Source organism: Pseudomonas sp. TNT3, from assembly GCF_010095445.2.
In the GTDB taxonomy this organism is placed as follows: Bacteria; Pseudomonadota; Gammaproteobacteria; order Pseudomonadales; family Pseudomonadaceae; genus Aquipseudomonas.
The window spans coordinates 75,963-101,555 of sequence record NZ_WFGV02000007.1 but is presented as its reverse complement, the minus strand read 5'-3'; the positions used below and the strand labels follow the sequence as shown (position 1 = coordinate 101,555).

Sequence of the window (25,593 nt, the reverse complement as noted above, 5' to 3'; positions counted from 1 at the left end):
CCGCCGATTGTTTTCAGGTTTGCGGTTGAATTTGGAGCGTAGCTTGGAGCACTTATGAACATTGCAGAACTCGGCATCAAGGTCGACTCGGCTGATGCCGCCCACGCTGCGACCGATCTCGACAAACTGACAAAGGCAGGTGATCGCGCGGAGCAATCCGCCGTCGGCCTGATGAAAGAGATGGAGGCGCTGGAAAAGTCCCTCTCGAAATCCGTTGCCGTTTGGTGGATTCCCCGCCGTCTCCCTGATTGCACGGAGCTGATCATGCGCAAACATATTTTGAATTCGATTCAGGAGCATGCGGCAGCCGAATACCCGAAAGAGTGTTGCGGTCTTCTGCTGAGGATTGGCCGCAAGCAACAGTACTTCCCGTGCCGGAACGTCTCGACCGAACCGAACGAAGAATTTCGTATCGATCCTGAGGAGTATGCCGCAGCAGAAGATATAGGGGAGGTGATCGGCATCGTTCATTCACACCCGGACACTACCAGCCGGCCGTCACCGCGTGACTTAGCTATGTGCGAAGCGACCGCGATGCCATGGCACATCCTGAGTTGGCCAGAGGGTGATCTGCGCACGGTGGTGCCGACAGGAGATGTAACGCTGCTCAAGCGCCCATTCGTTCACGGTGCCTGGGATTGCTGGCAGGTCTGCGCGGATTGGTATAGGCGCGAGTGGGGGCTGGAATTTGAGGCTTTCAAGCGCACTGATGGTTGGTGGGAAAGCACTGAAAACACAAGCCTGTACGAAGCGAACTACGAAGACGCCGGATTCTACCGGGTCGACAAACCGCAGCGCGGCGACATGATCGTGATGGAAGTCGGGAGGACAGTTTACCCGAATCACGCGGGCATCTTTCTCGGTCCTGATCCAGCGCTATCCGGTGAAGATTCAGCCACCTTCGGACCCGGTCCTTTTTTGCTCCACCACCAATACGGGCGCCCTAGCGAAATCATCGTCTACGGCGGGCCGTGGCTTCAACGAGCTCGCCTGATCCTTAGGCACAAAGATGCACAATTAACCACATGATGCGGCGGCGCCGCGGAGAGATCCATGATCAAAAATATCGCGAATGACAAAAAGGATAAGAATGGCACGCCATTGTGGGTGCTGTGCAAAGATGGCCGCTTGTTTCTTTCCGCTGACGCGGTAAAAAAAGCGGCCATCAGTAAGGCTTACATCAAGAGTTGATTTCCTGATGTTTCTTCGCAAAATCTGCCTCACTCAGTGCAACGGAAGGCTTGGCGTTCGGAAAGGTTGATTTGTAGATTTCCTCAACCAACTCCACACCATGTCCCTTTGCGCGAGACCCCTCAACTGCTATAGCAAGGTTGCCTTGTGTCAGTTCTGGTGCCAATTGCGCCAAAACTCTGGACAGAGCCATGACAGCGTTTGTCAGCTGCAAAATTGCCTTGTCTGGCTCGATTATGTACCCGTCGCTCATATTACTTTCCTTGCGTTATCCGCGCCGAAATTGGCGCAATCCCAGTCCTTGGGCTTGCAGGCAAAGGACTGGGAAATCCGTTGTGTGGCGGCAGTAGGCTACTACGGTGGCTGGCGGGGCGTTACTGGCATTCCATCCAGCTGTCCCCATGTTGAAGAACCATCTAGGATTGAGGGTTTGGTATTGGGGTATTTGAGATGCAGGAAAGCATCAAGCTGATGCGTAGCTCAGACTGGGCATGCGCTGAACAGATGGTACTTGGCGATCCAGATAGATCATTCGCAGACGCTAAATGTAATGCTGAAGAGTTCGAACTCCTGATGATTGAGTTCAATGGGAAAAAGACTGGATTCGTTCTTCTGGGATATTGGAACGATGACGAGGAAAAGACTGTTGAAGTGTCGAAGTTCCTCGTTCTTCCGCCTCATCGTGGAAAAGATGGTATTTCACTGGCTGCTGCGAGAGCAGTCTTCTCGCTGATGAGTCACCGCAGCTATAAAAATTACACGCTGCAATCGCTCAATTCTAAGGCTTCCCATTTCTGGAGGAAAGCGTTGTCGGGAATGAAGTATAGGGAAGACGGTAACCTTTTTAGGATTGGAGAATGGGATTACTAACGCGGACCGCAAGAGCCCAGCCCCGCGCTGGGCTTTTGCATTTGGTAGCTAATTAAAGGTCTAGGTCGATCGGGACTATTTTTTGAGAGTGTCCAAGCGTTCCTCGGTCGGCGAGCGGCCTTGGCGCGCTGTACTTGTGTCGTTTTTCGAGCCTTCGTCATGCAGTGCGTTGCCGTTGCCGTTGCCGTTGCCGTTTTCGCTTGGAGGTAGAGCCTCCGACGCAGTCGGATTTAGGCTTCCGTGCTGAAGAGTCTCTGGCTGCGGGATGCTCACACGCGCTTGAGCGGGATTATTGCTCTCGCTTTGTGGATTTTGATTCTTAGATTTTACTTGTACGAATGCGGCGGTGCACAACCCAATAAATATGGCGCTAACCAGGATCATCCCAACAATAATGGTCCGAGCAGCGATTTTTCTGATTTTTTGATAACCAGGCTCACCATTCTTCACTAAGTCCCAAGTTACCTTAAGCAGCGGGGTGGCACTGTCCCGAATGTCATCACTGAACTTTGCGGCCTCATTGTATCGGCGATCGTTAAAAAGCTGCCGTGTTTTTAGGATGTTAGCCATTAGCGTGGCCTCCGCGCCATCCGGGAACTCTTTGATGTGCGTCGGGTTCAGCCTCATCTGGATTTTTGAAAGGCTCTCTACCACTTTTCCATAAGCATCGCGAGTTTCAAGGTGGCGTTCACGTCTGAGTTCTACTAGAGTTTTTTCCTCCTTATCGTTATGTTCATAGAGCTTGTTTCCATCAACCCTCACAAGCTCGCGGACCGCAGCTGTGTAGGTTGCGATCTCCTCACGCAGCCCATCAATCCATGCGAGACGGAATTCTGAAACCTTATTTTCCTTCGCGCTAACGAGATTCAGGTAGGAGAAGAAGCCGGCCAGCAAGGCCGCTGTGATCACGCCGAATGCGACGAAAATAGTTGGTGGTATAGAAAAACTATCCATGTTTGTAGACGCCTTGAAAACTGCAATTATTAAAAAGATTGTGGCGTAATGCTACTATGGCTAGGTCCAATCCGGTCACTGCTCTTTCGTCCCCGCTGGATGCCCGAATAGTACCGCGCTACAGTCACGCCTTTTCAGGACAAGGAAGAATCATGCGGATTTTGATAGGGGCGGTGGTTTTTGCGTTGCTGACTGGGTGCGCTTCGTCCGCGATACCCGTCAATCAGGCCGAGCCGGTTCCGAGCGATGAGCTCTATGCCTTTCAAAGCAAGCCAGCCGGCGAAAGCGGAAAACTAACGGTAGTCAGAGACTCGGGTGCGGTTGGGTCTGGATGTGACATCGTTGTTTACGTAGATGGCCGTAAAGCGGCAAAAATCGGAACGGGACAAAGGGCAAGCTTTTATCTTCCCCCAGGAACTCCCAACTTGGGTGCCGGACTTGCAGGCTCGGGCCTGTGCGGGGGAGCCGCTATCCGGACCATTTCAGCAAGCGTCCAGGTCGGCAAAGAAAACCTCTACCGAATCAGCGGCGACATGGCTGGATTTTATATAGGGCCTTACGTCGATTACCAATGAGCATCATCCAATCAGCGGCCCTCGGGCGGTTTTTTGTTATTCGGAGAAAGTCATGTCGGCGACGGCTACACATCATCACCCTATGACAACGATCAAGTTGTCCGGATCCCTGGCCACGAAATTTGGCCGCATGCACCGGCGTTTACTAGATTCCGGTCAAACGTGGGAAGCGTTCAAGGCGTTAAAAGCGACTCTTGAAGGGTTTAATGAGGAAATTCAACGACTGGACAGGCTTGGAATGCGCTTCGCAATTTTCCGTAACTGAAAAAATGTTGGGGAGAGCGAATTCAGCTTGGGTGGTGCCAGTGAAATTCGAATTGTTCCAATCATCGGAGGCAGTAAAAGAGGCGGACTGATCCAAACGATTCTTGGGGCAGTAATGATTGTTGCGGGGACCTTTCTTTCAGCAACGCCGTTTGGTGCACCACTTATTGGTGCAGGAATTGGCTTGGTCGCAGGCGGAGTGATCCAGATGCTGAGCCCGCAGCAGGGCGGTCTTTCGCAAACTTCATCCCCTGAGAACGCCCCGTCCTACGCCTTCGGCAGCGCTAAGAACACCACAGCCAGTGGCAACCCGGTCCCAATCTGCATCGGCGACCGCCGATGGGGCGGCATGATCATTTCTGCATCGATCCACGCCGAAGATAAGATATGATTATTTTTTTTACAGTTGAAAACGGTCATGGAAGCAAAAAAATTCTTTAGAGGAGCGGTCAACCATCTTTCGAGGGCGACAGATCTCTTTGCAAGAGCTCAATCAAATACTGATTGTTATTTTTATTGTGCTTTAGAGCTTCGTTTCGGTATAGAGTCAAGGCTGCGGGAGTATTTGCAGTATCAATCGCACGTCGCTCAGAAGAAGAAAAATGGATGGCAAATTGCGGCGCTTGGGAGAGATGTAGAACAGGCTTTTTATGGATGCACAAAAGAGGTTCGTGTTGAAATATGGTCCGACGGTTTTCCAATGATTCGATGCAAGTACACTCCCGTCACGCCACAGTTGCGTGCTATTGGAGAGCAGCTGGGTAACTATCTTCACGCCCCGAAAACTGATGATCTCCGAGAGATGGAGCAATGGTCTGATTTTGAATCCAAGCTCGATCTGGGCTTGAGGCTTTTAACATATTCCTGCAGCGGGATTCTCCTCGGTGTTCCACTGGTCAGCCCAAGTGCGAAAAAAGGTGTAAATAAAACTGCTAATATGAATTTAAGTCTGTCACCAGATCAAAATGACTTAATGAAAGAACTTTATCGCCAGAAAAAGCAGATCGAATTTAAAGTAAGTTACGGTGATCCTGTGTCGTCCTGATCTTAAATTTTATATTAAGCCCGCCAACTGAGCGGGCTTTTTTTCGCCTGGAGGAAAGCATGGGCGCAGCACAAAAGATTGATATCCACGGCGAGAAGGGCGGCAGCAGCAAGCCAAAGTCGCCAACTGAAGCCAGCGACAGTCTGCGCTCGACTAACCTCGCCAAGATGCTCATTGCTGTGGGAGAGGGCGAGTTCGATGAAGTCCCGACCGACTACAGCGTCTATCTGGACAACACCCCGATTCGGGATGCGAGCGGAAACTACAACTTCCCGAACGTGAAATGGGACTGGCGCCCCGGATCCGTCGATCAGACCTACATCCCCGGCATCCCAGCGGTTGAGAGCGAAACGTCGCTCAACGTTGAATTGCGAAGTGGTAACGCGTGGGTCCGTTCGATCACGAACATTCAACTGTCTGCCGTCCGCTTGCGTTTTGCTTGGCCCGCTCTGCAACGCCAGGACGATAACGGCAACATCGTAGGTTACCGCATCGAGTACGCAATCGACGTAGCCACCGATGGCGGCGCCTATCAACAGGTCGCTCTTGATGCTGTAGACGGCAAAAGCAGCACTCGTTACGAGCGCTCGCGCCGCATCGACTTGCCTACCGCTACCACCGGCTGGCAGATCCGCGTTCGCCGCCTCACGGCGAACCAGAACAGCAACAAGATCGCTGACACCATGTTGATCGCCGGTTACACCGAAGTGATCGACACGAAGCTGCGGTACCCGAACACCGCGTTGCTCTACATCGAATTCGACGCTGAGCAGTTCACCAACATTCCGGTCGTCACCGTGAAATGTCGTGCTCGCAAATGGCAGGTGCCGAGCAACTATGACCCGATCGCTCGGACGTACACCGGCACTTGGGACGGCACCATGAAGCAGGCTTGGACGAACAACCCTGCGTGGGTCACGTTTGGCGTATGCACCGAGGATCGCTTCGGCCTCGGCAAGCGCATCAAGCCGTTTATGGTCGATAAATGGGAGCTCTACCGGATTTCCCAGTACTGCGACCAACTGGTGCCGAACGGTCTCGGTGGTACAGAGCCCCGTTTTCTCTGCGACATGAACCTGCAGGGCAAGGCCAATGCCTGGTCACTGCTGCGCGATATTTCCGGCATTTACCGTGGCATGACTTACTGGGCCCAGGGGCAGCTGGTGATGCAGGCCGACATGCCGCGCGCACAAGACTTCGACTACGTTTTCACTCGCGCCAATGTCATCGACGGGAAATTCTCCTACGGCAGCGCTTCGGCGAAGACCCGATACACCCGTGCCCTGGTGAGCTACGACAACCCGGCGAACAACTATGACACCGATGTCATCCCGTTCGCCGACCTTGACCTTCAGCGTCGTTATGGCGACCGGCCAACCGAATTAAGTGCAATCGGTTGCACGCGTGCATCCGAGGCACAGCGCCGCGGCAAACTAACCACGATGTGGTCTGTGAAGATGCAGGTCAACGCACATGGTCAGTACATCGCGGCCGGTATGGGGAAAGACACAGTTTTTTATTGTCGTGCCGTTGGTGGACTTGCAGCGAGAAACCGGAAAAAAGCCGGGCGTCACCTTGGCTGGCGGCGTCCTGTCTTGGGCATACTCCTATGCCACCAACGGTTGGGGATACTTCTCGGCGAACTGCAGGATCTATTATGGATATTACTGATGGCGAAATTTTCTAAGGACAGCGGCCAGCTGCTGTTTGACACCGACTTAATCTGTTACGGCCTCATAAAAAGTGGATCAATGGCGTATCAGCAATCATGGACGCGCAGATATTTGCGCTCAGCTCAGTTGGACCCAAATAACGGCGCTAACTGGACGGCATCGGTGGTGACCTCGGGAACAGCCGGCGCGGATAGTCTCTACGGGTTCACGGTATACAACTCCCTATCACCGATCGTGTTTATCACCGGTCCCGGCTGTATGGTGGGTTCGGCCAGAGCAGGGGCGGCGCTAACATTCTTTTATTCAAACGCCGACAGCAGCACCAGGTTTTACTGCTTTGATTTGATGCAAGACAACATTCCCGGTGGGCCGTATTTGAAGACGCGGACTCCTGACGGGGTGATCACATTCAATTCACTCCAGCCTCCAGTCAATGTCATCGGCGCTGTTCAGGCCCCCGGGCCTGGCGGCCTGGATCGTTTCGGCCGTTACATCACCACCTACGGCGGTGGCTATAACCGACATCGACAAGCGGCAGCAGGGGGGGAAGTCACAAAGGTGGATTCAGTGGTCGACATTGGGCTTGCCCCGGGAATTGAATATGCGGCCTATCTTCCTTGGTCGCGCACGTGCGGGATAAGCGACTTGTATGGTGGCAACGCGTTCCCACATACGATGTACAGCGGTTCGGAAGGCGCCTACGGCCGCGTAGGCGGTATATCGTTCATGTTTGGCGCTACAGGTGGGACTACGCAGTCTTACCCGCAGACATCCGGATATGCGCTGTACTATTCGTTTTTTAACTTGCCGACTGATCGCTTTCCGGTAGCGTTGATTATTACAACAGGCGGCCTTCCATTTCCTTATAACTGATTAGTTCCGAGTAGGCCCGCCAAGCGCGGGTTTTTTATTGACCAAATTTTGGAGTGTTCGATGCCTTGGCTAAGAGGTGGGACAGTTACGGTTACCAAAGGATCGACGACAGTCACCGGCATAAAAGCGGACTTTGCTGCTAACTGTAGAATCGGTGATGCGTTTGGGCGGACCCGACGGCATAACTTACGAGATCGGGAACGTTGCGAGTGCGACGGTCATTTCAATTGTTCCGGCCTATAAGGGGACGACGGTAGCCGGTGCGGCTTATGCAATCATGCCCGTGCAAGGCTATTCGAAAGCCCTGGCCGACAAAGTGCGCGACATCGTAAACACCTACGGCGAACAGCTGGCGGCACTGAAAACGACGGGTAACTATGACATCTTGCCAGCTTCCAAGGGAGGTACTGGGCTCAAAGAACTCTCGTTAGTCATTCTCGATCTGCTAGATGATAAAGATGCTACCGAGGCGCGCGAAACATTGTCTGCTGCGAAATCGGGTGCAAACAAAGACATTACTGCACTGAGCGCACTGACTACAGCGCTCTCGGTGGATCAGGGCGGTACAGGTGCAAAAAATAAGGAAGATGCGCGTGTTGCCTTTGGTTTGAAAAATGCTGCGCTTGCTGACATTGTTGGTACGATGGCTGCTGGTGCTATCATGGAAGTAGGCACTAACGCGACTGGACAATACATCAAGTTTTTTGGTGGGTTAGCCATCGTGAAGTGTGCTCCTTTCAATCTGCTGGCGGCAGAAAATGCGATTACAGTAAGCAACGTTAACCTCCCAATTGATTTTGTTGGGGATTATCAGGTGATTGCTACAGGTATCCCAACTGTTAGTAACACCCAATACGGTTATCCTAGTGGCTATGTGAATACACCTTATCAAGCATCTATTGTCCATTTGAATGGACCAAATGCACAGACAATGGTTACGCGAGTGACTTGTATTGGCTTCTGGGAGGCAGTTTAAAAAGGAACTATAAATGCATATCAAGATGCAACCAAAAAGAGACGATACTGCTTATGTTGCTGCGAGGTTTGGCGAAAAGTTGATCATCGATAATGAGGAATTTGATTTCTCTAGAATTGCCGATGGAGAAACGCTACCAGTCCGAGCTATTTCATGTAATCGATTTGCAGAAGATGTTCAAAGAAAGGATGGTGTACTGCGCCTGGCACTTTTTTTACCCAACCCTGTAAATTACAGCCAAGCTCAGGCGTTCCCCGCGCCGCTGAATGATCCCGCTGATGGGCAGCTTGTATTCCCTAAAGCGCTCCCGAATGAAAATGGTGAGTACGATCCAACACCTGAATATGACAGCAATATCCCAGTTACGTCTGGTGTGATTGACTGGCCCCAGCTGGTGACCAAGGCTATGAAAGAAGCTGCCGAGCGTGAAGCAGAATTGCTTGCGACCAAAAGCGCCTTGGCTCAACGCAATGCGAGCGCTGCGTTACGCATAACGCGCATTGAAGACCGCATTAAAACTCTGGGCTACGGCATCGAAGCTGGAAAAGCGACAGAAGTGGATGAAGCCGAACAGGCGGCGTTACTGCTCAGTCTGAGTGCTTGGAAGGGATACAAATTCGATCTGGGCAAAGTCACCTCACAAGCAACATGGCCGAGCGCGCCCGTTTGGCCGATCGAACCTCCCGTACCAGACATTGCCGCCGACCCTGAGTTGTTGATCGAAACGCAGTAACTACCGTTCCGTGTCCGCCACCCGCCTTGAGCGGGTTTATTTTTGTCTGGAGAAAAGTAATGACCATTACCGAACATGATCGCGACATCCTCGCGCGCACGCTGTGGGGCGAAGCTCGCGGCGAAAGCCTTGTTGGTTTGATCGCGGTAGCCTGGACCATTCGCAACCGCGTGAACGACGGGAAAACTACATCGTGGTGGGGGGAGGGTTATGCAGGAGTGTGTCAAAAGCCGTGGCAGTTCAGTTGCTGGAATCGTAACGATCGGAACTACGTCTACCTCAGCGGCGCGAAGACGATTCCGTTCCGCGAATTTGCCCAAGCGCAGATCGCTGCTGACTTGGTGATGGCGGGGAAAGCGCCGGATCCAACAGGCGGTGCAACCCACTACTACGCGACGACGATGTCAAATCCACCAGCTTGGGCCAAAAATGCAAATCAGACACTAAAACTTGGTAGCCACATCTTTTTTAATAATGTGCCATAAATCTTGTTGGAGTAAATCTTCAGCTTTTGATAAGTGTATATTGATGCGTTCAAATCTTAAGGGGGCAATGCTAAATTAGAACTTGTGCACAAAATCTGTAAAATAAATGAGAAATATGCTTTCGTTTATTGCTGGGTGGAATAATTCTAGTTTCTATTTAATATTTCGTGCGTGTAAATGCGGTCTATTATCCGGAGGGGGGGTAATGTCTGGAGGTGGTCCGTATGAAAGCTCTAGTGGTGTTCTTTGCAATGCTTTTCTCTGTTAGTGCCTATTGTGGAGAAAAGGAAGACTGCGTTCAAGTGTGTGTGGATGCTCTGGATAAATGTCCAGGTGCGAATACTAATCCCAAGTGTGGTTTCGACTACACAAAATGCGAAAATGCATGTACTAGCAAATATGGAGCTTTGTTGATTGATGATCCATTTCGTGAGGTTGTATTGTTACAACCGTCTGCAGATGCGCGCGATCTGAAGTAGTCTTCGATTTCTAAGCTTGATAACAGCCAGCGGTTTGATCGCTGGCTGCGTCAATGAATATGCTAATGTCAATCTGGAATGCGAAGATTGTCGTTATCTTTCGCCTTTTTTTTAGACGAGTACCATAATTCGAACAGTACCATTATCACTATTCCGAAAATATACAGGGTGAGGAAGTAGTCAAATGTAAACTTTCCGAAGAAGCATATTGCTAAAGCAAAATATAGGTTAATCCCACTGTTTGCTCCATGTCTGATGAGGAGGGAGAAGTGGTCCATTTGTCTAATGCCATCTGGCACTGGAAAACTGCCTAATTCAGAAGCTATAGATACTAAATAAGGTACAAGCAAGCAGGGTAATGTTAACGATAGCGAAAGTAAAAGTAAAAGTAGCTTTATAATGTCCAGGTTGGTAAATAAATCTCTGTTGAAGAAAAAGATTATAAGGCAGCCTGGTGCGAATACCGAAAATAAGACAATGGTTGTCGCAACAATTGAGGGTATGTTGAGTAATTTTAAACTGTCTGATAGCGGCACCATTCACATCCTGTTCTGGGAAAGTCGCGTATTTTTCACTTTAGTCTAAAGGGCGAATAAGCTCGTGGCCATGATTTCTCACATTTCCCACTGTGCGGCCTACTTTGAACCACTCGAACGTCTCGGTCGGCTCCCCTTGGAGGAGCACCATCTGTTCGGCGCGCTCGTTTGGCGTAGCCGGGTCCAGCCACTCTCGAGCAAGTTCAGGTCTCAATGCCACCGGCCGACGGTCGTGGATGTCCACCATACCGCCCGCACTGTCAGCAGTGATGATGACAAAGCCGTCATGCACGCCTGGTTCATGATCAGCGTTAGGGTACTGTCCGATAGCGGCGCACAGAATCGGTGTCTGATCCCTGTGTCGTATGAGGTAGGGCTGTTTCTTCGGACCACCCTCATCGACCCACTCGAACCAGTTGTTGATCGCGATTATTGCTCGGTGCGGCCAGATCGCCCGAAAGAAGGGGCCGTGAGCGACTTTCTCCACTCGGGCATTGATCGGCGCAGCGCGGTCCTTTGCCCAGTGCGGTCTCCATCCCCACCGAACCATATCCGCGTGCAGGTAATCACCCTCTTGGTGGAAGATCGCGAGTTGAGTAGTAGGGGCGGCGTTGTATCGCTCGAACGGCTGATCGCCTGCGTTGTTGACCAGCGGGTTAGGCATGCTCAGCGCTGCTACGAATTCGTGGATACCGTGGTATTGGGATAGTCGTCCGCACATGGTCATCTCCTGTGATTCAGCTTGAGCGCCTGCAGCTCCCGAATGACGGCTTCTTTCTGGTCAAGAATCCGGTTCAGACGCTGAATATCGGTCAACTGCTCGGTGGTCTCCGATTCGAGGTTCGCGATCCACGCTCGCTTCCTTTGGAGATCGGCGGACAGCTCATCGTTCATTGTGATGAGACCAGTGATATTTTCCTTTGCTCCGCGAATTTCCAGCTTCAGAGCCTGAATATCTTCCTCGAGCATGCTCGCGTAATGCTTCAGGGTTTCGAGCCTGGTCGGACAGCCAAGCCAATCGCTGGTGTCTTCGATTTCATGCGGTTCCACGATCACACCTTTCAAGTACTGTTTGGATGTACAGTGCTCGAGGCAGGGCATCTATAGCGAGGGAGACTCGACGAGCTGCTATCTGGTCTGTGTTCGTTTGGCAAAAAGCCTGCGAAAAAACGCGATTCGGATCTGGCATTGAAGCGATAGGACGGAAGTGTTAGCCGGGCATTCCGAAAGCCACGAAGCGCCCGGTCTCATCTGCGTTGTTAAGTGATTACGCCCAAAAGTTTGGCGCTGTCATACGCCATGGGAGGGGCGTCCGACGAAGTGCGTCGATTTGTGAACCCAACACAAGCTTCCAGCAGAGTCAGATCTTGAATGTCCCCGCGGGTTACCAATTCATAATTGGTCGTGTCGATGACGACAACTGAATCCTTCGTACAGTCGAATCCCGTGTCTTTGCAAAGCAAATAGCAAATTTCTCTAGCGCTGGCTCCTGATTGCAAGGCGCAAAACGATGCCGTTTCACTCCAGAACGAATTTGGAGCAAGCGTTTTGAGGCTTCTGATGAATGCGTCGTTCCGGCTGCCGAAGCTGTAGTCGCGCTTGATCGTGTAGGTAATGATGAATTGATTCATGATTCGTCCTTGATCGCGATGTGATGGTGAGGACGTTACCTTCGATTGATTTGGGCTTCAAAAAACGTTGGTTTCTGGATGTGGCGTGGGAATTATTTTCTCAATCGGCAGGACGCCGGAGATGGGATTTAGACTGAGAATGATTGCTTAGGAGGCTGCAATTCCCTGTGTGGAATGTCCGGCACCAGGGGCTGCAGTGAAGCGGGTAGTATGCGTGATCGGCATAATCCAATTCGTTTGAACGCTCCGACGGCTGATCTTTTTTAGCGAGAAGGCGGGCGTTTTCCGGTCCGCAATGAATTATAGCCATACGAAAACATTGGCTCACATTGGCTCTTCCTGAGGACAATTGCGGACCGGAAAACCTATTGGAAGCCGCAGCCTGATTGATTTTCCCTCGGGACTTAAAATCCCCCGCTCGTAAGGGCGTGCCGGTTCGATTCCGGCTTCGGGCACCATCTTAAATCAAGGGTTTGCGGGCGTAAGCTGTCGCAAACCCTTGTTTGTTTCTGATCCGCATTCGTCCCTTCATAAGCCCAGCCATCGCGCTGGGTTTTCTGTATCCGCCGTTCGTCCATCGTCTGGCACTTACGATCCTCGGCCGTCTCTCAATGCTAAGCACGCGCAATTCTGCGTTTCACAAGGGAGAGCGAGTATGGACATTGATGAAAATGCACCTGGGAATATTTCCCAGAAGGGCGTAATGAGTGGCACCGATAACGAAACGGGCCACGACCCTAGAAGAACTGATCCAGAGGTCCCGTTACCGGCGGACGATGAGTCGCCGGTCGATGAAGACATGGCCGACGTTGCTGCCACTGACTCGGTATCGAGTGAGCATCCAGAAGCGGGTACGGCCAGCCGCGTCGCTAACCCGAAGGCCGACCCACAGATGAACGATCAGGACGAAAATGAACAGGAGGCTCGCGGCATGCCTGCTAGCGATCCTGAATCAGGCGCTTGAATGAGTTCGACTGCTCTAGCGTAGTAAAACGCGAAAGCCCGGCACCAGGCCGGGCTTTCTTTTGCACGTGGCCAAATCCTTTTGGCTGATTGCAGTGTGATTGGGCAGTGTGACGAGCACGTGACGGGTAAACAAAAAAAAGGTGACGGATTAGAGATGACTCAAGCAGTCAGCCCGCCATCGCAATTCTCAGCGCTACCGATGCCTCGAGCAATTTGTTGGCCTGATCCGACACGGTCGTTGACAGGACATCATTCCCATCGTCTTTGAGCATCGTGGCTAAATCGAGCAGTTTTCCCACCTCAATCTCTACGACACGAACGGATTCGGTTATCTGGTATTTGAGTGAGTGAGCCATGGGATAAGCCTATTTTCAGATTCGTGGCGGTCATCAATTAAACCTCGCAACCCTACTACTTCGCCAATTCCGATCCGGTCCAGCGCCCGATTTAAAGAATCCAAAGCCTCATGGTGCACGCTTGATGTCGCTGTCGAGTAAAGCACTGCTCGGCAGTTTACCCGAATGAACAACAACCTGACGTAGTCTCTGCAGGGGTGTTAGCTGCACCTTTGTAATGTTCAGCCAACTACCTGGCCTTTATCTGGTTTTCCAACTACCGCCGCCGGTTTCACAATCGATTTTTGACTGATTCAACTGCTCGGCCCCGTAGTAGTACGTGGTGATTTGGGCATTGTTAGGGATGTTGACCGACTGGCTGTTTTTGTCCTTGCTGATGGACTGGGGATTCGCCAGGGATTCTTGCGTCAGTGTGGCCAGGCAGGTGGCTTGATAATGATCACCACATTGTTCGACTTTTTTCTTGGTGCTGGTCAGCATCTCCTTGCTTTCATTGCTGCATGACCAGTCGATGGCGTCCACCGGCATGCCTTCGTATTCGTAACAAGTGTGGGATTCAACAACCGGGACCGAAGGGCTCTGGGACCGGGTCATCACGTCACACCCTTGGGCCATGACCAGGTTTGGACTCAGGCTGACGATGACGAGAAGCAGGAATCGACTGTTCATCAGGATTTCCTCTGCAGCAAGGGCGGCTGAGCACCGATGACCGGATCCAGCCGCCGACCCTCAAGCTAAACGAAAGGTTGACCGGTAAATCCGCGAGGCAATCGCTGTCGTCCGGCCAGCGCGGTGAGGCGCTCGACCCAAGCCGCGCGCCAGTCATTGGCGGTATGCGTGACTTTGGTTTTGCGTGCAGCCCGGCGTGCCGAGTTGCGTTGATCTTTGCGTGCATCTTTGTACGCGTCGGTGTTTCGGCAGCTTCTGCATTTCACCCGGTTCAGTTCGCGCGTTGAAACCAGGTTTTTGCCTTGGTGACCGCAGGCAAGATGCCCGCTGACGCTGAAGTGAGTAACCATTAGACGTCTCCTTGTGACGTGTATGGTTTTGACCCTCTGTGCTCGACGACGTTCGATGGTCCGAAAAAAGGCAAAAAAATGGCCCGCATGCGGGCGGGCCAAGGGGATTCATCAAAGGAGTGATTCCACCTTAGGGCAAGCAATGTGAAAGCAACGTGAAAGGTATGGGCAAAAAAAATCCCGGCGCGGGGCCAGGCGGTATTTGCAAGAGCACTCAGACAAGGACGCACCCGGTAGCGATAACGCCGCCGTTCATGCGTCCTGGATCAGGCCATGCCCGCGAATCGAGTATCCCGATCAGACTATCTGAAACGTGGCAGCGGCCGGTCGACGGGTTTGAGCGAAGACAGTGTGTTGCGGATCAACGGTGTGTCTTTCTCGATATCGTTCAGGCGATCACGGATTCGCAGGGCAGTCGGATGTCCGCCTTGGTGATCGACCCAGTCGGCGATTTCCTTGCACGCCGCAGCCAAACGCGCCTGGCGTGAATCAAGCAAGGTGAGCAGGGTGGTGATGGACTCTTTTTCGGACATGTAACACCTCCGTTCAAGAAACCTGGCAATGGCAGCAAAAAGCCCGCGAGGTGCGAGCTTTCTGCCGATGGGGACGCTGTTCCTTCAGCTTTTTCAGTATAGACCCGCCTTTCAGCCTTGTCGGGCCGTCACGCGGGACCTGGCATTAAGCAGCTGGCATGCGCGCCGGGCGTCTTCTTCAAGATCGAAGCCGTCACCGATGAAGCCGCGAGTGCGGGAATCGGCAATTCGATACCAGACAGCGGCGTCGGGGGGTTGATGACTGACTTCCCCGGCTCGGCGGCCATGGATGATGATCTTGTTGCAACGCTTAACGACGAAAATGTCTTCCATGGCACCACCGCAGCTGATTTCTGTCACATCAACTATAGAAGCCATTTGCAATCGTGCAAAACCAGGACGGTTCAATTCGTCTGATCGCGCTCATCCATCGTCGATAAATGCCATCCCTGCGACGCCCAGTTGAGGGCATGAGTCGGTGCCAATGCGGCGAGAAAATGCTGATCGTGAGAGACCGCCACGATTGCTCCGGGAAATGCCTGCAACGCTGTTTCAAAGGCTGATATGGATTCCAGGTCGAGGTGATTGCTCGGCTCATCGAGCAGCAGCAGTTGCGCGGGTGTTTGCCGCCACAGCGCAATAGCGATCGCAGCCTTCAAGCGTTCGCCGCCGCTGAGTAACCCGCTCGGTTGGGTGACGTGGTTGGCGCCCAGGTGTAGATGTGCCAGATGGCTACGCAACGTGCCTTCTGTCAGTGGTGTATCCAACAGCGCCAGTTGTTCCAGGATGGAACGCTGATCATCCAGTAACGCCAGTTGCTGATCCAGAAAAGCGCAGGGAACGTGAGTACTGCACTGTCCACTGACTGGCTCGACTTCCCCCGTGAGCATCCGTAACAAAGTCGACTTGCCGCAACCGTTCGGGCCACTCACAACGATTCGCACGGGCCCCGCGAGCGAAAGGCTTAAAGGCGCTGCGTCTGCTGGCTGCCAAGGCAGATGCACGTCAACCAGCGTCAGTACTTGCCTGGTCGTCGGGATCAGCGTGCCGGGCAAGTACACCATCACGGGCTCATCGAGCAGTGTTCTGGCGTTGGCATCGGATACCCGAACATCGAGCAGGTTTTTGCGGGCTTTATGTGAACGGTGAATGGGCCCCATCGCATCCATGGCCGCGCCCTTCATTTTTGCGCGTTCGAATCCCGATACGTTGGCGCTTTCAGCCTTTTTACGGGCGCAGGCAGCGTGTCGCTGAACCGTGTCGTGCTCACGCTGCAAACGAACCCGTTCCCGCTTGCGATCAGTGCGTGCCCGATCAAGCGTCGCACGGCTCGCCGCTTGGTCGATCGCTCGTTGGGCCCGGAACGCCTCATGGTTGCCGCCAAAGACGTTTGATCCAAGCGGCGTGAGTTCGACGATTCGATCAACCTGATTGAGCAGCTGTCGATCATGGCTGACAACAATCAACCCGCCGCGCCATTGTGCAAGTTTGCGCTTAAGCCACTGACGTCCTTCCGTGTCCAGATGATTAGTGGGCTCATCCAGCACCAGCAATTGCGCCTGCCCGAGAAACGCGCCGATCAACGCGATCCGCGCTTGTTGTCCGCCGCTCAGGAGGTGAGTCGGGGTGTCGTGCCGAACGTCGAAAAGCCCTGCTTCGTCCAGCTGCGAGCGCAGCCGGTCCGCCACATCCCAGCGTTCAGCCAGGGTCTCGAGATCTTCATCCGAGGCAAAACCCAGACGCACACGCGACAACGCCATCAGCGCATCTGCGGTACCCGTCGACTGGGCGACCGTTTGCTCGACGTGTAGCGAAAATGTTTGCGGCACATACCCCACCTCAGCTTGGACATCCAGTGTTCCTGAGGTGGGTTTGAGTTGTCCGGCAATCAAGCGGGCAAGCACGCTTTTGCCAATGCCATTTCGGCCGACGATGGCTGTATGAACGCGGTCGAAGCTCAGGGTCAAGGCGTCGAAAACAGTTTCGCCATTGGCGAACTTGAAACCCAGATGGTTCAGTGAGACGAGTGCAGGCAGACGCGTGACGTGAGTCATAGGCACCTCCGGAAAATGTCGAAAAGACCAACAAGCGCCGTTGGCAGCTTGTCGTGGAAACATTTTTGGAAGGCTTAGTTGTTCACGTCGAAGGTCATCCTGGAAGGAAGGAAGGAAGGAAAGGCGGCTAGCCTAGACGAGGATTCAGCATCGATCAAGATCCCCGTAGGAGCTGCCGAAGGCTGCGATCTTTTGATCTTGATCTTTTTTTACACAGGAGAAGATCAAGATCAAAAGATCGCAGCCTTCGGCAGCTCCTACAGGGATTACTGCAGTTCAGCGTTCTGAGCAGCTTCGACCATTTGCTCCAGAAACATCGCCAGCCCGACTTCCTCAGCCCGCAGTCCTTTGCGCGTCCTGGGTTTCGGCAGTTCGGCCAGCGCACCCAGCAGAAATCCGTCCAGTACCGCCGGATGGATGTAGCACTTGCGGCAGACCGCAGGGGTGTTGCCCAGCTGTTTGGCGACGTTCTTCACCATCTCCACCACATGCCGCTTGGCATCCGATTCCGGCTCCCAGTGCAATTCGCGCAACACCGACAACGCCAGCGCGCTGCCGGCCCAGGTGCGGTAATCCTTGGCGGTGAAATCTGCGCCAGTGAGGGATTGCAGATAGGCGTTGATGTCGGAGGAGCTGACGGTGTGGCGCTCGCCGTTTTCGTCCAGGTACTGAAACAGGTTTTGCCCGGGAATCTCCAGGCAACGCTTGATGATCCGAGCCAGGCGCCGGTCTTTCACCGTGATCTGGTGTTCAACGCCGCTTTTGCCGCGGAATTGAAACAGGATGGCACTGCCATTGACCTCAACGTGACGGCTGCGCAAGGTGGTGAGGCCATACGAACGGTTGTCACGAGCGTATTGGGTATTGCCGACCCTGATCAGAGTGGCGTCAAGCAAGGTAATCACAGTGGCCATGACTTTCTCGCGACTGAAGCCTGGAGCCTCCAGCAACGCCTCAAGCTGTTTGCGCAGTTTCGGCAGGGCCCGTCCGAAATCCCTCAGGCGTGAGTATTTATCTGCGTCGCGTACTTCGCGCCAGCGCGCGTGGTAACGGTATTGCTTACGCCCGCGTGCATCGCGCCCGGTGGCTTGCAGATGGCCACGCGGGTCGGCGCAAATCCACACATCAATGTAGGCCGGTGGGACGGCGAGGGCATTGATGCGTTTGATTTCATCCGGGTCAGTGATGCGCTGACCTGAAGGATCGAAATAACAGAACTTGCCGCGCAATTTCTTGCGCGTGATTCCAGGCTGCGTGTCATCGACATAATGCAGGTCCGGTGGCAGCACATCAGGCAACGCGGTATCGGGCATGGCGGTTTTCCTTGGCGCAAATCAGGGGCCGTTACAGCCATTGACCGCGCACTTTTGCAGTCGTGCCAGCGGATTTACGCCAGCACGGCCACCGCCTTGATCTGCGCCCAGAGTTGCTGGCCCGGGTGTATGGCCAGTTGGTCTCGGGAAAAACGCGTAATGCCTGCCAGCAAGGGTGTTCCCGCGGCGTCCAGGCGCACCAGCACGTGAGCGGCGTTGTCCGCACCCATTTCACTGATCACCGTGACGGGCAGGCGATTGAGGATGCTGCTTTGCTCGACACTCTGCAGGCTCAGGCTGACATCCCGTGCGTGAACTTTGCAGCGCAACGCCTGACCTTGGGTCATGGGCGCGTGGGCCACGCGAATGCTCATGTCGGTGTTCGGCAGTTGCAACGTCAGCAGTTGGTAGTCAGCGTCATAGGCACTGACATGGCCTTCGATCACCACGCCGGCGTCACCGCCCATCGCCAGCGGCAGGTCCAGGCGCGCGAGGGTTTCACCAATCGGGCCGCTGGCCAGCGCTTTACCGTCGTTGAGTAAAACGATGTGGTCGGCCAACCGCGCCACTTCATCCTGAGAATGGCTGACGTACAAAACCGGGATGTCCAGCTCATCGTGCAACCGTTGCAAGTAAGGCAGGATTTCGTTTTTTCGCTGACTGTCGAGCGCTGCCAGCGGCTCGTCCATCAGCAGTAGTTTCGGACTGGTGAGCAGGGCACGAGCGATGCCGATGCGCTGACGTTCGCCGCCTGACAGATGCTGGGGATGCCGGTCCAGCAGATGGCCGATCCCGAGCAGTTCGGTAGCGTGGGCCATGTCGACCCGGCGTTCTGCTTTCGGGATGCGCTTGAGACCGAACTCCAGATTGGCCAGCACTGACAGGTGAGGAAACAGGCTGGCTTCCTGGAAAACATAGCCCAGCGCGCGTTTATGCGGCGGGACGAAGAGGTGCTTTTCGCTGTCCTGCCAGACTTCATCGTTGACCTGGATAAACCCCAGATCAGCTTTTTCCAGGCCGGCGATGCAGCGCAAGCAGGTGGTCTTGCCGGAGCCGGAGTGCCCATACAGCGCGGTGACGCCACGACCCGGCAACTGCAGGTCCACGTCCAGAGCGAACCCGGAATAACTGAGTTTAAGGCGCGTATGAATCATCGATCAGCTCCAGCCCGTTTTGGTTTTGCGGCTGGAATAGAGCGCCAGCAACACGGCAAAAGAGAAGACCAACATGGCACCGGCCAACCAATGGGCCTGGGCGTATTCCATGGCCTCGACGTGATCGTAAATCTGCACTGAGACCACTCGGGTCTTGTCCGGAATGTTGCCACCGATCATCAGCACCACGCCAAATTCACCCACGGTGTGAGCAAAACCGAGTATCGCCGCCGTGATGAAGCCGGGTCGCGCCAGGGGCAGGATCACGCTGAAAAACGTGTCCCAGGGATTGGCGCGCAACGTTGCAGCGACTTCCAGTGGGCGGGTGCCGATGGCAGAAAAAGCGTTTTGCAGCGGCTGAACCACGAAGGGCATCGAGTAGAGCACTGAGCCGATGACCAACCCTGCAAAACTGAAGGTGAGGGTGCCGAGACCAAGTGACTGGGTGAACTGGCCGATAAACCCGTGCGGGCCGAGTGCCAGTAACAAGTAAAAGCCAATCACCGTGGGCGGCAGGACCAAAGGCAGGGCGACGATCGCCCCGACCGGTCCGCGCAACCAGGACGAGGTGCGCGACAGCCATAACGCGATCGGAGTGCCGATCACCAGCAGGATAACCGTCGTCAGCGACGCGAGTTTCAGGGTCAGCCAGATTGCGGCGAAGTCGGCACTCGATAGCGTCATTTAGAGTTGGTAACCGTAGGACTTGATGAGAGCGGCGGCTTTTGGACCTTTGAGGTATTCAACCAGCGCCTTGGCGGCCGGGTTGTCCTTGCCTTTGTTGAGGATCACCGCGTCCTGCTTGATCGGGTCGTGCATGTCGGCCGGAACAATCCAGGCCGAACCGCCCGTGACTTTGCCGTCCTTGTAGATCTGTGAAAGGGCGACGAAGCCCAGTTCGGCGTTGCCGGTGGAGACGAACTGATAGGCCTGAGTGATGTTCTGGCCTTCAACGATCTTGCCTTTGACCTGGTCGGTCAGGCCCAGTCTGGCCAACACCTGGCTGGCCGCCAGTCCGTAAGGCGCCGTTTTCGGGTTAGCGATGGACAGGTGCTGATACTGGTTGTCGCTCAACACTTTGCCTTTGCTGTCGACGTAACCTTCCTTGGCCGACCACAGCGCCAGCGTGCCGATGGCGTAAGTGAAGCGCGAGCCCTTGACCGTATCGCCTTCGGTTTCCAGTTTTTGCGGGGTGGTGTCGTCTGCCGAGAGGAACACCTCGAACGGCGCACCATTCTTGATCTGGGTGTAGAACTGACCCGTCGCACCATAAGCAGCCACTAGTTTGTGCCCGGTGTCCTTTTCGAAATCAGCGGCAATGGCCTGAATCGGAGCAGTGAAGTTGGCCGCGACGGCCACCTGAACTTCGTCAGCCTGGGCAGAGCCGAAGGCGAATACCGCGATCAGGCTGGCAAAGGCTGTGGGGGCAAAACGTGAGGCGCATAGGGTCATGAAACGGCTCCGTAGTCGGCAGGACAGCGAGGTGGGTAAACGCTATGTAGCGAAATATATAGCGAAATGCCTGCAAACGGAACGGGATTGTATACATCTGATTGGCGATAAACCGTATAGCAGCTGGCGAAGCCTGCGTTCGCCTCTGTTGTGGCGAGGGGATTTATCCCCGTTGGGTCACGCAGTGGCCCCAAATTTTTACGACTGCTGCGCAGCCGAACGGGGATAAATCCCCTCGCCACAGAGCCGCCGAACGCAGGCTTCGCCAGCCGCTACACGGGGCGAGATGTTGCCTGACCTAACGAATCAACTTCGCCAAGCCTTCTTCCGCCAATCGCCGGGTCAGCTCTGCCGTGGTCAACTCCACCCCAAGCGTGAATGCCTGGCCCGCCCACAGGTTACTGAAATCCGCTTCTCCTTTGGCCCGCAACGGCATCAAAGCGCCACCCGCAAGTGGGAAGGCCGGCGCTGTGTTGCTGATCGGCCCGAGTTCGCGCATCACCCGATTGAGAATTCCCCGCGCCGGGCGCCCCGTGAAAATATTGGTGACGGCGGTTTCACTTTCTTTGGCCGTTCGCAGCGCCTTGTGGTGTGACGCGCTGACCTTGGCTTCCGGCGTAAACAAGTACGCTGTTCCGATCTGCACCGCCGACGCGCCCAGCAGAAAAGCCGCCGCGACACCGCGAGCGTCGCTGATGCCGCCTGCTGCAATCACCGGCACAGTCACCGCGTCGACAATCTGTGGCACGAGCACGAAGGTGCCCACCTGGCTGTTGAGATCATCGCTCAGGAACATCCCGCGATGGCCGCCGGCTTCATAGCCCATGGCGATGATCGCATCACAGCCGTGACGCTCAAGCCATATGGCTTCTTCGACGGTGGTGGCCGAAGACAGCACTTTCGCGCCGGTCGCCTTGACCCGGTCCAGCAACGATTTTTCGGGTAGGCCGAAATGAAAACTCACCACAGGAGGACGGAGCGCTTCGATCACTTCACAGGTGGCGTTATCGAAGGGCGCGCGATTGGACACCGGCGTCGGTGCGTCGAAGTCGACACCCAACTCGCGATAGTACGGTTCCAGCAGGTTCTTCCAGTCACGGGTACGCTGGTCATCTGGTGCGGGAGGTTGATGGCAGAAGAAGTTGACGCTGAACGGCCGCTGGGTCTGCTGGCGAATGGTCGTCAGTTCCTCACGCAACTGATCGGTACTCAGCATGGCGGCGGGCATCGAGCCCAGGCCACCGGCATTGCTGGCAGCGATGACCATGGCCGAGCCGGTCGCACCGGCCATGGGGGCCTGAATGATGGGCAGTTCGATCCCTAACAGGTCGAGAATGCGCGTGTCTGGCCATTGACTCATTGGGTGTGCTCTCCGGCGAAATAACAGGACAGGGCAGTGGAGCTGAATGTGTATCTTAATGCCTGACGCAAGGCCAGCCCAACCCATCGCCCGCCACATCAAACCCGGATTGGCTTAAAGTCGGGTAGGGCAACACAGTGCCAAGTGCTATTTGGACGGCACCCACTCTGCAAGTTTTTCAGGAGGCATCAATGTTCAACGGCATTCTGATCAACAAAGATGACAGCGGTTACCAGGCCACACTGCAAGCGATCAATGACGATCAATTGCCCGAAGGCAATGTGACGGTGCGCGTGGCTTACAGCACGCTGAACTTCAAGGATGGCCTGGCGATTACCGGTAGCAGCCCGGTGGTGCGAAAATTCCCGATGGTGCCGGGAATCGATCTGGCCGGTACTGTCGAAAGCAGCGAGCATCCGGACTACAAAGTCGGGGATAACGTCTTACTCAATGGCTGGGGTGTGGGTGAAGGGCACTGGGGTGGATTGGCACAAAAAGCGCGCCTGAACGGCGACTGGCTGATTCCGTTGCCCGAGGCGTTCACAGCGGCCCAGGCGATGGCCATTGGCACGGCGGGCTACACGGCGATGTTGAGTATCCTGGCGCTGGAACACAACGGTGTGACGCCGGAACAGGGCGAAGTACTGGTCACGGGTGCCAACGGAGGCGTAGGCAGTTTCGCCATCGCATTGCTGAGCAAGCTGGGCTATCGGGTGGTCGCGTCCACGGGCCGGACTTCCGAGCATGAGTACCTCAAGCAATTGGGTGCCAGTGACATCATTGAACGTGCCACATTGTCCGAGCCGGGCAAGCCGTTGGCCAAGGAACGCTGGGCGGCGGTCATCGATTCAGTCGGCAGCCATACCCTGGCCAACGCCTGCGCCGCCACAAAATCCAACGGAACCGTTGCAGCGTGCGGGCTGGCACAAGGGATGGATTTCCCGGCATCTGTTGCCCCTTTCATTTTGCGCGGCGTCACCCTGGCCGGTATCAATAGCGTGACCCAGCCAAAAGCCAGGCGTGTGCTGGCCTGGGATCGCCTGGCGCGGGATCTGGACGTCGCATTGTTGCCGCTGATCAGCCACGAGATCGGATTGAACGAGGTCATCGAGGCCGCTCCACGGTTGCTGGCGGGTCAGTTGCGGGGGAGAGTGGTGGTGGACGTTAATCGCTAAACTTAAAAGATCGCAGCCTCGTTTCACTCGACAGCTCCTACAGGTATACGCATAACCCTTGTAGGAACTGTCGAGTGAAACGAGGCTGCGATCTTTTGATCTTGAAAACCTAACGACTCTCACGCTCCAACAATTGCCGCTTGCGCTCAACCCCCCAGCGATACCCTGAAAGATCGCCATCGCTGCGCACAACCCGGTGGCAAGGAATCGCCACCGCCAGGCTGTTAGCCCCACAGGCTTGAGCCACGGCGCGGTAGGATTTCGGCGCACCGATACGCTGCGCGATTTCGGCATAGCTGGCCGTACTGCCTACAGGAATCTCGCGCAATGCCAGCCAGACCCGCTCCTGAAACGCGGTACCGCGCAGATCCAGCGGCAAGTCCAGGCCCAGCGCCGGGGCCTCGATAAAGCCAACCACCTTGGCGATCAGTTGCTCGAACGCGTGATCAGCGCCAATCAGATTGGCTCTACGGAATTTGTCCTGCAGATCGCAGACCAGTTGATGCGGATCATCGCCCAGCAGGATCGCGCAAACGCCGCGTTCACTTTGCGCCACCAGGATCGCCCCCAGCGAACACTGGCCGACGGCAAACCTGATGTCGTTGTTTTGGCCGGCGGCTCGGTAATCAGCAGGTTTCATGCCCAGCACATGGTCCGCCGCTGCGTAAAACCGGCTATTGGAATTGAAGCCGGCGTCGTACAACGCATCAGTGACCGAGCCGCCATTGCCCAGATGCTCGCGCACTTTGCGAGATCGATGTGCGCGGGCGTACTCCCTGGGCGTCAGCCCGGTCACGGCCTTGAACACCCGGTGGAAGTGAAAGCTGCTGAGCCCTGCCGCTAACGCCAGGTCACTGAGCGCCGGTAGCTCCTCGGCCTCTTCGATCTGCCGGCAGGCAGCGGCGACCGTGGCCGCATGCTGCGCCGCGATCTCGCTCTGATCTTTTGCTGCGCGTTTGCTGGGGCGATATCCCGCGGCCTGGGCCAGTTCGGCGGTGTCGAAGAATTCGACATTTTGCGGGTTGGGCAACCGCGCCAGACTGCTGGGCCGGCAATAGACGCCGGTGGTTTTGACCGCGTACACGAATTGCCCGTCCGAACGCGGGTCGCGTGCAACCACGGCGGCCCAGCGCGGGTCGTTCTCGATGGTGATCCTGGTCGAATGAGTGGTCATTGCGTCATTTCCGTTGCGACGTTTCATTCAGACTAAGTCCTGGGCCCATCCACCACACTCCGGTGCTTGCGGTTGAATTCGGATGTTCATCGGGCGGTACGAAATGTGAAGTTGATCCGTTGTTCGCCCAGTCGCGGGTGCTGACCTTCCTTGATAGGCAAAACGCCGTGATATCGCAAACGGTCGACACCGCCCCAAACCACAATATCGCCATGCAGCAGCGGCACTCGTTGGCATTTATCGCTGCGTTCAAATCCGCCGAACAGGAACATCGCCGGCAACCCCAGGGACACCGAGACAATGGGCGCCTCGTAGGACGTTTCGTCCTTGTCCTGATGCAATGACATTTTTGCACCGGGAACGTAGCGATTGATCAAGCAGGAATCCGGCACGAACGCTTCAAATCCGGCTTCTCGCGCTGCCGCTTGGGCCAGCTGGAAAAACACCTCGGGCATGTCCGGCCAAGGCTCGCCACTTAGCGGGTCTTGTCGGGTATAGCGATAGCCACTGCGGTCGGTCGTCCAGCCCCAGGTGCCGCAACTGCTCATGGCTGCCGACATGGTGAACCCGCCCGGCGTGACCATCTGCCGAAATGGCGCAGCCTTCAGCACCGCCTCGAGTTCAGGCAGTAATCGATCCAGCCAGGGCAGGGCGAAGCCCCTGAGCACGTAGGACTGTTTCCCCATCTGCTCGCGCCTGGGATGTTGCTCGGGTTCGAGGTTGGCGAACATGTCTAAAGTAGTCGGGTTCAT

General features: G+C 55.0%; 30 protein-coding genes, 1 tRNA gene and 2 pseudogenes. 15 read left to right on the top strand and 18 right to left on the bottom strand.

Translation table 11 applies throughout. The annotated features are described in order from the left end of the window. Positions 1-264 precede the first annotated feature (264 nt). Complete coding sequence (locus tag GBC55_RS06805; RefSeq protein ID WP_162436582.1) at positions 265-1,029, top strand: C40 family peptidase; 765 nt, start codon at positions 265-267, stop codon at positions 1,027-1,029. Between the two features lie 24 nt (positions 1,030-1,053). Continuing rightward, positions 1,054-1,191, top strand: a complete 138-nt coding sequence (locus GBC55_RS06800) for a hypothetical protein (protein WP_162436522.1) — start codon at positions 1,054-1,056, stop codon at positions 1,189-1,191. Here the strand turns inward: GBC55_RS06800 and GBC55_RS06795 are convergent. Beyond that, complete coding sequence (locus tag GBC55_RS06795) at positions 1,181-1,444, bottom strand: hypothetical protein (protein ID WP_162436521.1); 264 nt, start codon at positions 1,442-1,444, stop codon at positions 1,181-1,183. The genes GBC55_RS06800 and GBC55_RS06795 overlap by 11 nt on opposite strands. 197 nt (positions 1,445-1,641) lie before the next feature. On the opposite strand from GBC55_RS06795, the gene GBC55_RS06790 reads away from it, so the two are divergent. Next, on the top strand, positions 1,642-2,061 hold the full coding sequence (locus GBC55_RS06790; protein ID WP_162436520.1) for a GNAT family N-acetyltransferase: 420 nt from the start codon (positions 1,642-1,644) through the stop codon (positions 2,059-2,061). A gap of 75 nt (positions 2,062-2,136) precedes the next feature. Here the strand turns inward: GBC55_RS06790 and GBC55_RS06785 are convergent, their stop codons facing one another. Beyond that, entirely contained in the window at positions 2,137-3,015 is an 879-nt protein-coding gene (locus GBC55_RS06785; RefSeq protein ID WP_162436519.1) for a hypothetical protein, read from the bottom strand. A 152-nt stretch (positions 3,016-3,167) separates the two neighbouring features. Here GBC55_RS06785 and GBC55_RS06780 point away from each other — a divergent pair, with 152 nt between their 5' ends. From GBC55_RS06780 to GBC55_RS06740, 9 genes and pseudogenes are all read left to right on the top strand, one after another. After that, positions 3,168-3,590 (top strand): hypothetical protein, encoded by a 423-nt coding sequence (locus GBC55_RS06780; RefSeq protein ID WP_162436518.1) that lies wholly within the window; start codon positions 3,168-3,170, stop codon positions 3,588-3,590. A gap of 52 nt (positions 3,591-3,642) precedes the next feature. Next, a pseudogene (locus tag GBC55_RS06775) lies at positions 3,643-4,245 on the top strand (tail assembly protein). A gap of 27 nt (positions 4,246-4,272) precedes the next feature. After that, positions 4,273-4,899 carry a hypothetical protein gene (locus tag GBC55_RS06770; RefSeq protein WP_162436517.1) on the top strand — a complete coding sequence of 209 codons (627 nt, stop codon included), beginning with the start codon at positions 4,273-4,275 and terminating at the stop codon, positions 4,897-4,899. A gap of 59 nt (positions 4,900-4,958) precedes the next feature. Then, positions 4,959-6,332 (top strand): annotated as a pseudogene (locus tag GBC55_RS06765) (phage tail protein); the annotation flags it as partial. Between the two features lie 9 nt (positions 6,333-6,341). Then, complete coding sequence (locus GBC55_RS06760; RefSeq protein WP_348650976.1) at positions 6,342-7,445, top strand: hypothetical protein; 1,104 nt, start codon at positions 6,342-6,344, stop codon at positions 7,443-7,445. Positions 7,446-7,602: 157 nt separating this feature from the next. Next, positions 7,603-8,421: a hypothetical protein gene (locus GBC55_RS06755; protein ID WP_162436515.1), complete on the top strand. Its 819-nt coding sequence runs from the start codon at positions 7,603-7,605 to the stop codon at positions 8,419-8,421. A 406-nt stretch (positions 8,422-8,827) separates the two neighbouring features. Continuing rightward, positions 8,828-9,154: a phage tail protein gene (locus tag GBC55_RS06750; RefSeq protein WP_162436581.1), complete on the top strand. Its 327-nt coding sequence runs from the start codon at positions 8,828-8,830 to the stop codon at positions 9,152-9,154. Between the two features lie 59 nt (positions 9,155-9,213). Continuing rightward, complete coding sequence (locus GBC55_RS06745; RefSeq protein WP_162436514.1) at positions 9,214-9,639, top strand: cell wall hydrolase; 426 nt, start codon at positions 9,214-9,216, stop codon at positions 9,637-9,639. Positions 9,640-9,863: 224 nt separating this feature from the next. Next, positions 9,864-10,118 carry a hypothetical protein gene (locus GBC55_RS06740; protein ID WP_162436513.1) on the top strand — a complete coding sequence of 85 codons (255 nt, stop codon included), beginning with the start codon at positions 9,864-9,866 and terminating at the stop codon, positions 10,116-10,118. A 576-nt stretch (positions 10,119-10,694) separates the two neighbouring features. Here the strand turns inward: GBC55_RS06740 and GBC55_RS06735 are convergent. From GBC55_RS06735 to GBC55_RS06725, 3 genes are all read right to left on the bottom strand, one after another. Beyond that, positions 10,695-11,375 (bottom strand): SOS response-associated peptidase family protein, encoded by a 681-nt coding sequence (locus tag GBC55_RS06735; protein ID WP_162436512.1) that lies wholly within the window; start codon positions 11,373-11,375, stop codon positions 10,695-10,697. Between the two features lie 2 nt (positions 11,376-11,377). Beyond that, positions 11,378-11,704: a hypothetical protein gene (locus GBC55_RS06730; protein ID WP_162436511.1), complete on the bottom strand. Its 327-nt coding sequence runs from the start codon at positions 11,702-11,704 to the stop codon at positions 11,378-11,380. 209 nt (positions 11,705-11,913) lie between these two features. Continuing rightward, positions 11,914-12,285, bottom strand: a complete 372-nt coding sequence (locus tag GBC55_RS06725; RefSeq protein ID WP_162436510.1) for a hypothetical protein — start codon at positions 12,283-12,285, stop codon at positions 11,914-11,916. A 380-nt stretch (positions 12,286-12,665) separates the two neighbouring features. Here GBC55_RS06725 and GBC55_RS06720 point away from each other — a divergent pair. Together GBC55_RS06720 and GBC55_RS06715 are read left to right on the top strand one after the other, a co-directional pair. Beyond that, a tRNA-OTHER gene (locus GBC55_RS06720) sits at positions 12,666-12,743 on the top strand. A gap of 197 nt (positions 12,744-12,940) precedes the next feature. Beyond that, positions 12,941-13,249 (top strand): hypothetical protein, encoded by a 309-nt coding sequence (locus tag GBC55_RS06715; RefSeq protein WP_162436509.1) that lies wholly within the window; start codon positions 12,941-12,943, stop codon positions 13,247-13,249. 169 nt (positions 13,250-13,418) lie between these two features. Here GBC55_RS06715 and GBC55_RS06710 read toward each other — a convergent pair whose 3' ends face one another. The 11 genes from GBC55_RS06710 to GBC55_RS06660 form a co-directional block, all read right to left on the bottom strand. Then, entirely contained in the window at positions 13,419-13,607 is a 189-nt protein-coding gene (locus tag GBC55_RS06710) for a hypothetical protein (protein WP_162436508.1), read from the bottom strand. 240 nt (positions 13,608-13,847) lie between these two features. Then, positions 13,848-14,276: a hypothetical protein gene (locus GBC55_RS06705; RefSeq protein WP_162436507.1), complete on the bottom strand. Its 429-nt coding sequence runs from the start codon at positions 14,274-14,276 to the stop codon at positions 13,848-13,850. A 65-nt stretch (positions 14,277-14,341) separates the two neighbouring features. Further along, positions 14,342-14,626 carry a hypothetical protein gene (locus GBC55_RS06700; protein ID WP_162436506.1) on the bottom strand — a complete coding sequence of 95 codons (285 nt, stop codon included), beginning with the start codon at positions 14,624-14,626 and terminating at the stop codon, positions 14,342-14,344. Positions 14,627-14,928: 302 nt separating this feature from the next. Continuing rightward, positions 14,929-15,159 carry a hypothetical protein gene (locus GBC55_RS06695; RefSeq protein WP_140671772.1) on the bottom strand — a complete coding sequence of 77 codons (231 nt, stop codon included), beginning with the start codon at positions 15,157-15,159 and terminating at the stop codon, positions 14,929-14,931. A gap of 111 nt (positions 15,160-15,270) precedes the next feature. Further along, on the bottom strand, positions 15,271-15,492 hold the full coding sequence (locus tag GBC55_RS06690; protein WP_162436580.1) for a hypothetical protein: 222 nt from the start codon (positions 15,490-15,492) through the stop codon (positions 15,271-15,273). Positions 15,493-15,563: 71 nt separating this feature from the next. Beyond that, positions 15,564-17,213, bottom strand: a complete 1,650-nt coding sequence (locus tag GBC55_RS06685; RefSeq protein ID WP_162436505.1) for an ABC-F family ATP-binding cassette domain-containing protein — start codon at positions 17,211-17,213, stop codon at positions 15,564-15,566. Between the two features lie 266 nt (positions 17,214-17,479). Beyond that, positions 17,480-18,526: a DNA topoisomerase IB gene (locus GBC55_RS06680; protein WP_162436504.1), complete on the bottom strand. Its 1,047-nt coding sequence runs from the start codon at positions 18,524-18,526 to the stop codon at positions 17,480-17,482. Positions 18,527-18,600: 74 nt separating this feature from the next. Beyond that, entirely contained in the window at positions 18,601-19,680 is a 1,080-nt protein-coding gene (gene modC, locus GBC55_RS06675) for a molybdenum ABC transporter ATP-binding protein (protein WP_162436503.1), read from the bottom strand. Between the two features lie 3 nt (positions 19,681-19,683). Beyond that, the gene (gene modB / locus GBC55_RS06670) at positions 19,684-20,364 is read right to left on the bottom strand and encodes a molybdate ABC transporter permease subunit (protein ID WP_162436502.1); all 681 of its coding nucleotides are present in this window, start codon (positions 20,362-20,364) and stop codon (positions 19,684-19,686) included. Then, positions 20,365-21,132 (bottom strand): molybdate ABC transporter substrate-binding protein, encoded by a 768-nt coding sequence (gene modA, locus GBC55_RS06665; protein ID WP_162436501.1) that lies wholly within the window; start codon positions 21,130-21,132, stop codon positions 20,365-20,367. A gap of 298 nt (positions 21,133-21,430) precedes the next feature. Continuing rightward, entirely contained in the window at positions 21,431-22,492 is a 1,062-nt protein-coding gene (locus tag GBC55_RS06660; RefSeq protein WP_162436500.1) for a nitronate monooxygenase, read from the bottom strand. 191 nt (positions 22,493-22,683) lie between these two features. On the opposite strand from GBC55_RS06660, the gene GBC55_RS06655 reads away from it, so the two are divergent. Further along, on the top strand, positions 22,684-23,667 hold the full coding sequence (locus GBC55_RS06655) for an MDR family oxidoreductase (protein WP_162436499.1): 984 nt from the start codon (positions 22,684-22,686) through the stop codon (positions 23,665-23,667). Between the two features lie 109 nt (positions 23,668-23,776). On the opposite strand, the gene ada is transcribed toward GBC55_RS06655, so the two are convergent. Together ada and alkB are read right to left on the bottom strand one after the other, a co-directional pair. Further along, complete coding sequence (gene ada, locus GBC55_RS06650; protein WP_162436579.1) at positions 23,777-24,841, bottom strand: bifunctional DNA-binding transcriptional regulator/O6-methylguanine-DNA methyltransferase Ada; 1,065 nt, start codon at positions 24,839-24,841, stop codon at positions 23,777-23,779. Between the two features lie 86 nt (positions 24,842-24,927). Continuing rightward, on the bottom strand, positions 24,928-25,593 hold the full coding sequence (gene alkB, locus GBC55_RS06645; protein WP_162436498.1) for a DNA oxidative demethylase AlkB: 666 nt from the start codon (positions 25,591-25,593) through the stop codon (positions 24,928-24,930).

Bases quoted from the DNA above. Each gene is read 5' to 3' on its own strand.
- GBC55_RS06685 (WP_162436505.1), bottom strand. From the start codon at position 17,213: ATGACTCACGTCACGCGTCTGCCTGCACTCGTCTCACTGAACCATCTG.
- GBC55_RS06705 (WP_162436507.1), bottom strand. From the start codon at position 14,276: ATGAACAGTCGATTCCTGCTTCTCGTCATCGTCAGCCTGAGTCCAAAC.
- GBC55_RS06740 (WP_162436513.1), top strand. From the start codon at position 9,864: ATGAAAGCTCTAGTGGTGTTCTTTGCAATGCTTTTCTCTGTTAGTGCC.
- GBC55_RS06745 (WP_162436514.1), top strand. From the start codon at position 9,214: ATGACCATTACCGAACATGATCGCGACATCCTCGCGCGCACGCTGTGG.
- GBC55_RS06795 (WP_162436521.1), bottom strand. From the start codon at position 1,444: ATGAGCGACGGGTACATAATCGAGCCAGACAAGGCAATTTTGCAGCTG.
- GBC55_RS06760 (WP_348650976.1), top strand. From the start codon at position 6,342: ATGTGGTCTGTGAAGATGCAGGTCAACGCACATGGTCAGTACATCGCG.
- GBC55_RS06715 (WP_162436509.1), top strand. From the start codon at position 12,941: ATGGACATTGATGAAAATGCACCTGGGAATATTTCCCAGAAGGGCGTA.
- ada (WP_162436579.1), bottom strand. From the start codon at position 24,841: ATGACCACTCATTCGACCAGGATCACCATCGAGAACGACCCGCGCTGG.
- GBC55_RS06805 (WP_162436582.1), top strand. From the start codon at position 265: ATGCGCAAACATATTTTGAATTCGATTCAGGAGCATGCGGCAGCCGAA.
- GBC55_RS06700 (WP_162436506.1), bottom strand. From the start codon at position 14,626: ATGGTTACTCACTTCAGCGTCAGCGGGCATCTTGCCTGCGGTCACCAA.
- modC (WP_162436503.1), bottom strand. From the start codon at position 19,680: ATGATTCATACGCGCCTTAAACTCAGTTATTCCGGGTTCGCTCTGGAC.
- GBC55_RS06785 (WP_162436519.1), bottom strand. From the start codon at position 3,015: ATGGATAGTTTTTCTATACCACCAACTATTTTCGTCGCATTCGGCGTG.
- modA (WP_162436501.1), bottom strand. From the start codon at position 21,132: ATGACCCTATGCGCCTCACGTTTTGCCCCCACAGCCTTTGCCAGCCTG.
- GBC55_RS06710 (WP_162436508.1), bottom strand. From the start codon at position 13,607: ATGGCTCACTCACTCAAATACCAGATAACCGAATCCGTTCGTGTCGTA.
- GBC55_RS06750 (WP_162436581.1), top strand. From the start codon at position 8,828: ATGAAAGAAGCTGCCGAGCGTGAAGCAGAATTGCTTGCGACCAAAAGC.
- GBC55_RS06790 (WP_162436520.1), top strand. From the start codon at position 1,642: ATGCAGGAAAGCATCAAGCTGATGCGTAGCTCAGACTGGGCATGCGCT.
- GBC55_RS06655 (WP_162436499.1), top strand. From the start codon at position 22,684: ATGTTCAACGGCATTCTGATCAACAAAGATGACAGCGGTTACCAGGCC.
- GBC55_RS06755 (WP_162436515.1), top strand. From the start codon at position 7,603: ATGCGTTTGGGCGGACCCGACGGCATAACTTACGAGATCGGGAACGTT.
- GBC55_RS06780 (WP_162436518.1), top strand. From the start codon at position 3,168: ATGCGGATTTTGATAGGGGCGGTGGTTTTTGCGTTGCTGACTGGGTGC.
- GBC55_RS06800 (WP_162436522.1), top strand. From the start codon at position 1,054: ATGATCAAAAATATCGCGAATGACAAAAAGGATAAGAATGGCACGCCA.
- modB (WP_162436502.1), bottom strand. From the start codon at position 20,364: ATGACGCTATCGAGTGCCGACTTCGCCGCAATCTGGCTGACCCTGAAA.
- GBC55_RS06735 (WP_162436512.1), bottom strand. From the start codon at position 11,375: ATGTGCGGACGACTATCCCAATACCACGGTATCCACGAATTCGTAGCA.
- GBC55_RS06695 (WP_140671772.1), bottom strand. From the start codon at position 15,159: ATGTCCGAAAAAGAGTCCATCACCACCCTGCTCACCTTGCTTGATTCA.
- GBC55_RS06660 (WP_162436500.1), bottom strand. From the start codon at position 22,492: ATGAGTCAATGGCCAGACACGCGCATTCTCGACCTGTTAGGGATCGAA.
- GBC55_RS06770 (WP_162436517.1), top strand. From the start codon at position 4,273: ATGGAAGCAAAAAAATTCTTTAGAGGAGCGGTCAACCATCTTTCGAGG.
- alkB (WP_162436498.1), bottom strand. From the start codon at position 25,593: ATGAACCCGACTACTTTAGACATGTTCGCCAACCTCGAACCCGAGCAA.
- GBC55_RS06680 (WP_162436504.1), bottom strand. From the start codon at position 18,526: ATGCCCGATACCGCGTTGCCTGATGTGCTGCCACCGGACCTGCATTAT.
- GBC55_RS06725 (WP_162436510.1), bottom strand. From the start codon at position 12,285: ATGAATCAATTCATCATTACCTACACGATCAAGCGCGACTACAGCTTC.
- GBC55_RS06690 (WP_162436580.1), bottom strand. From the start codon at position 15,492: ATGGAAGACATTTTCGTCGTTAAGCGTTGCAACAAGATCATCATCCAT.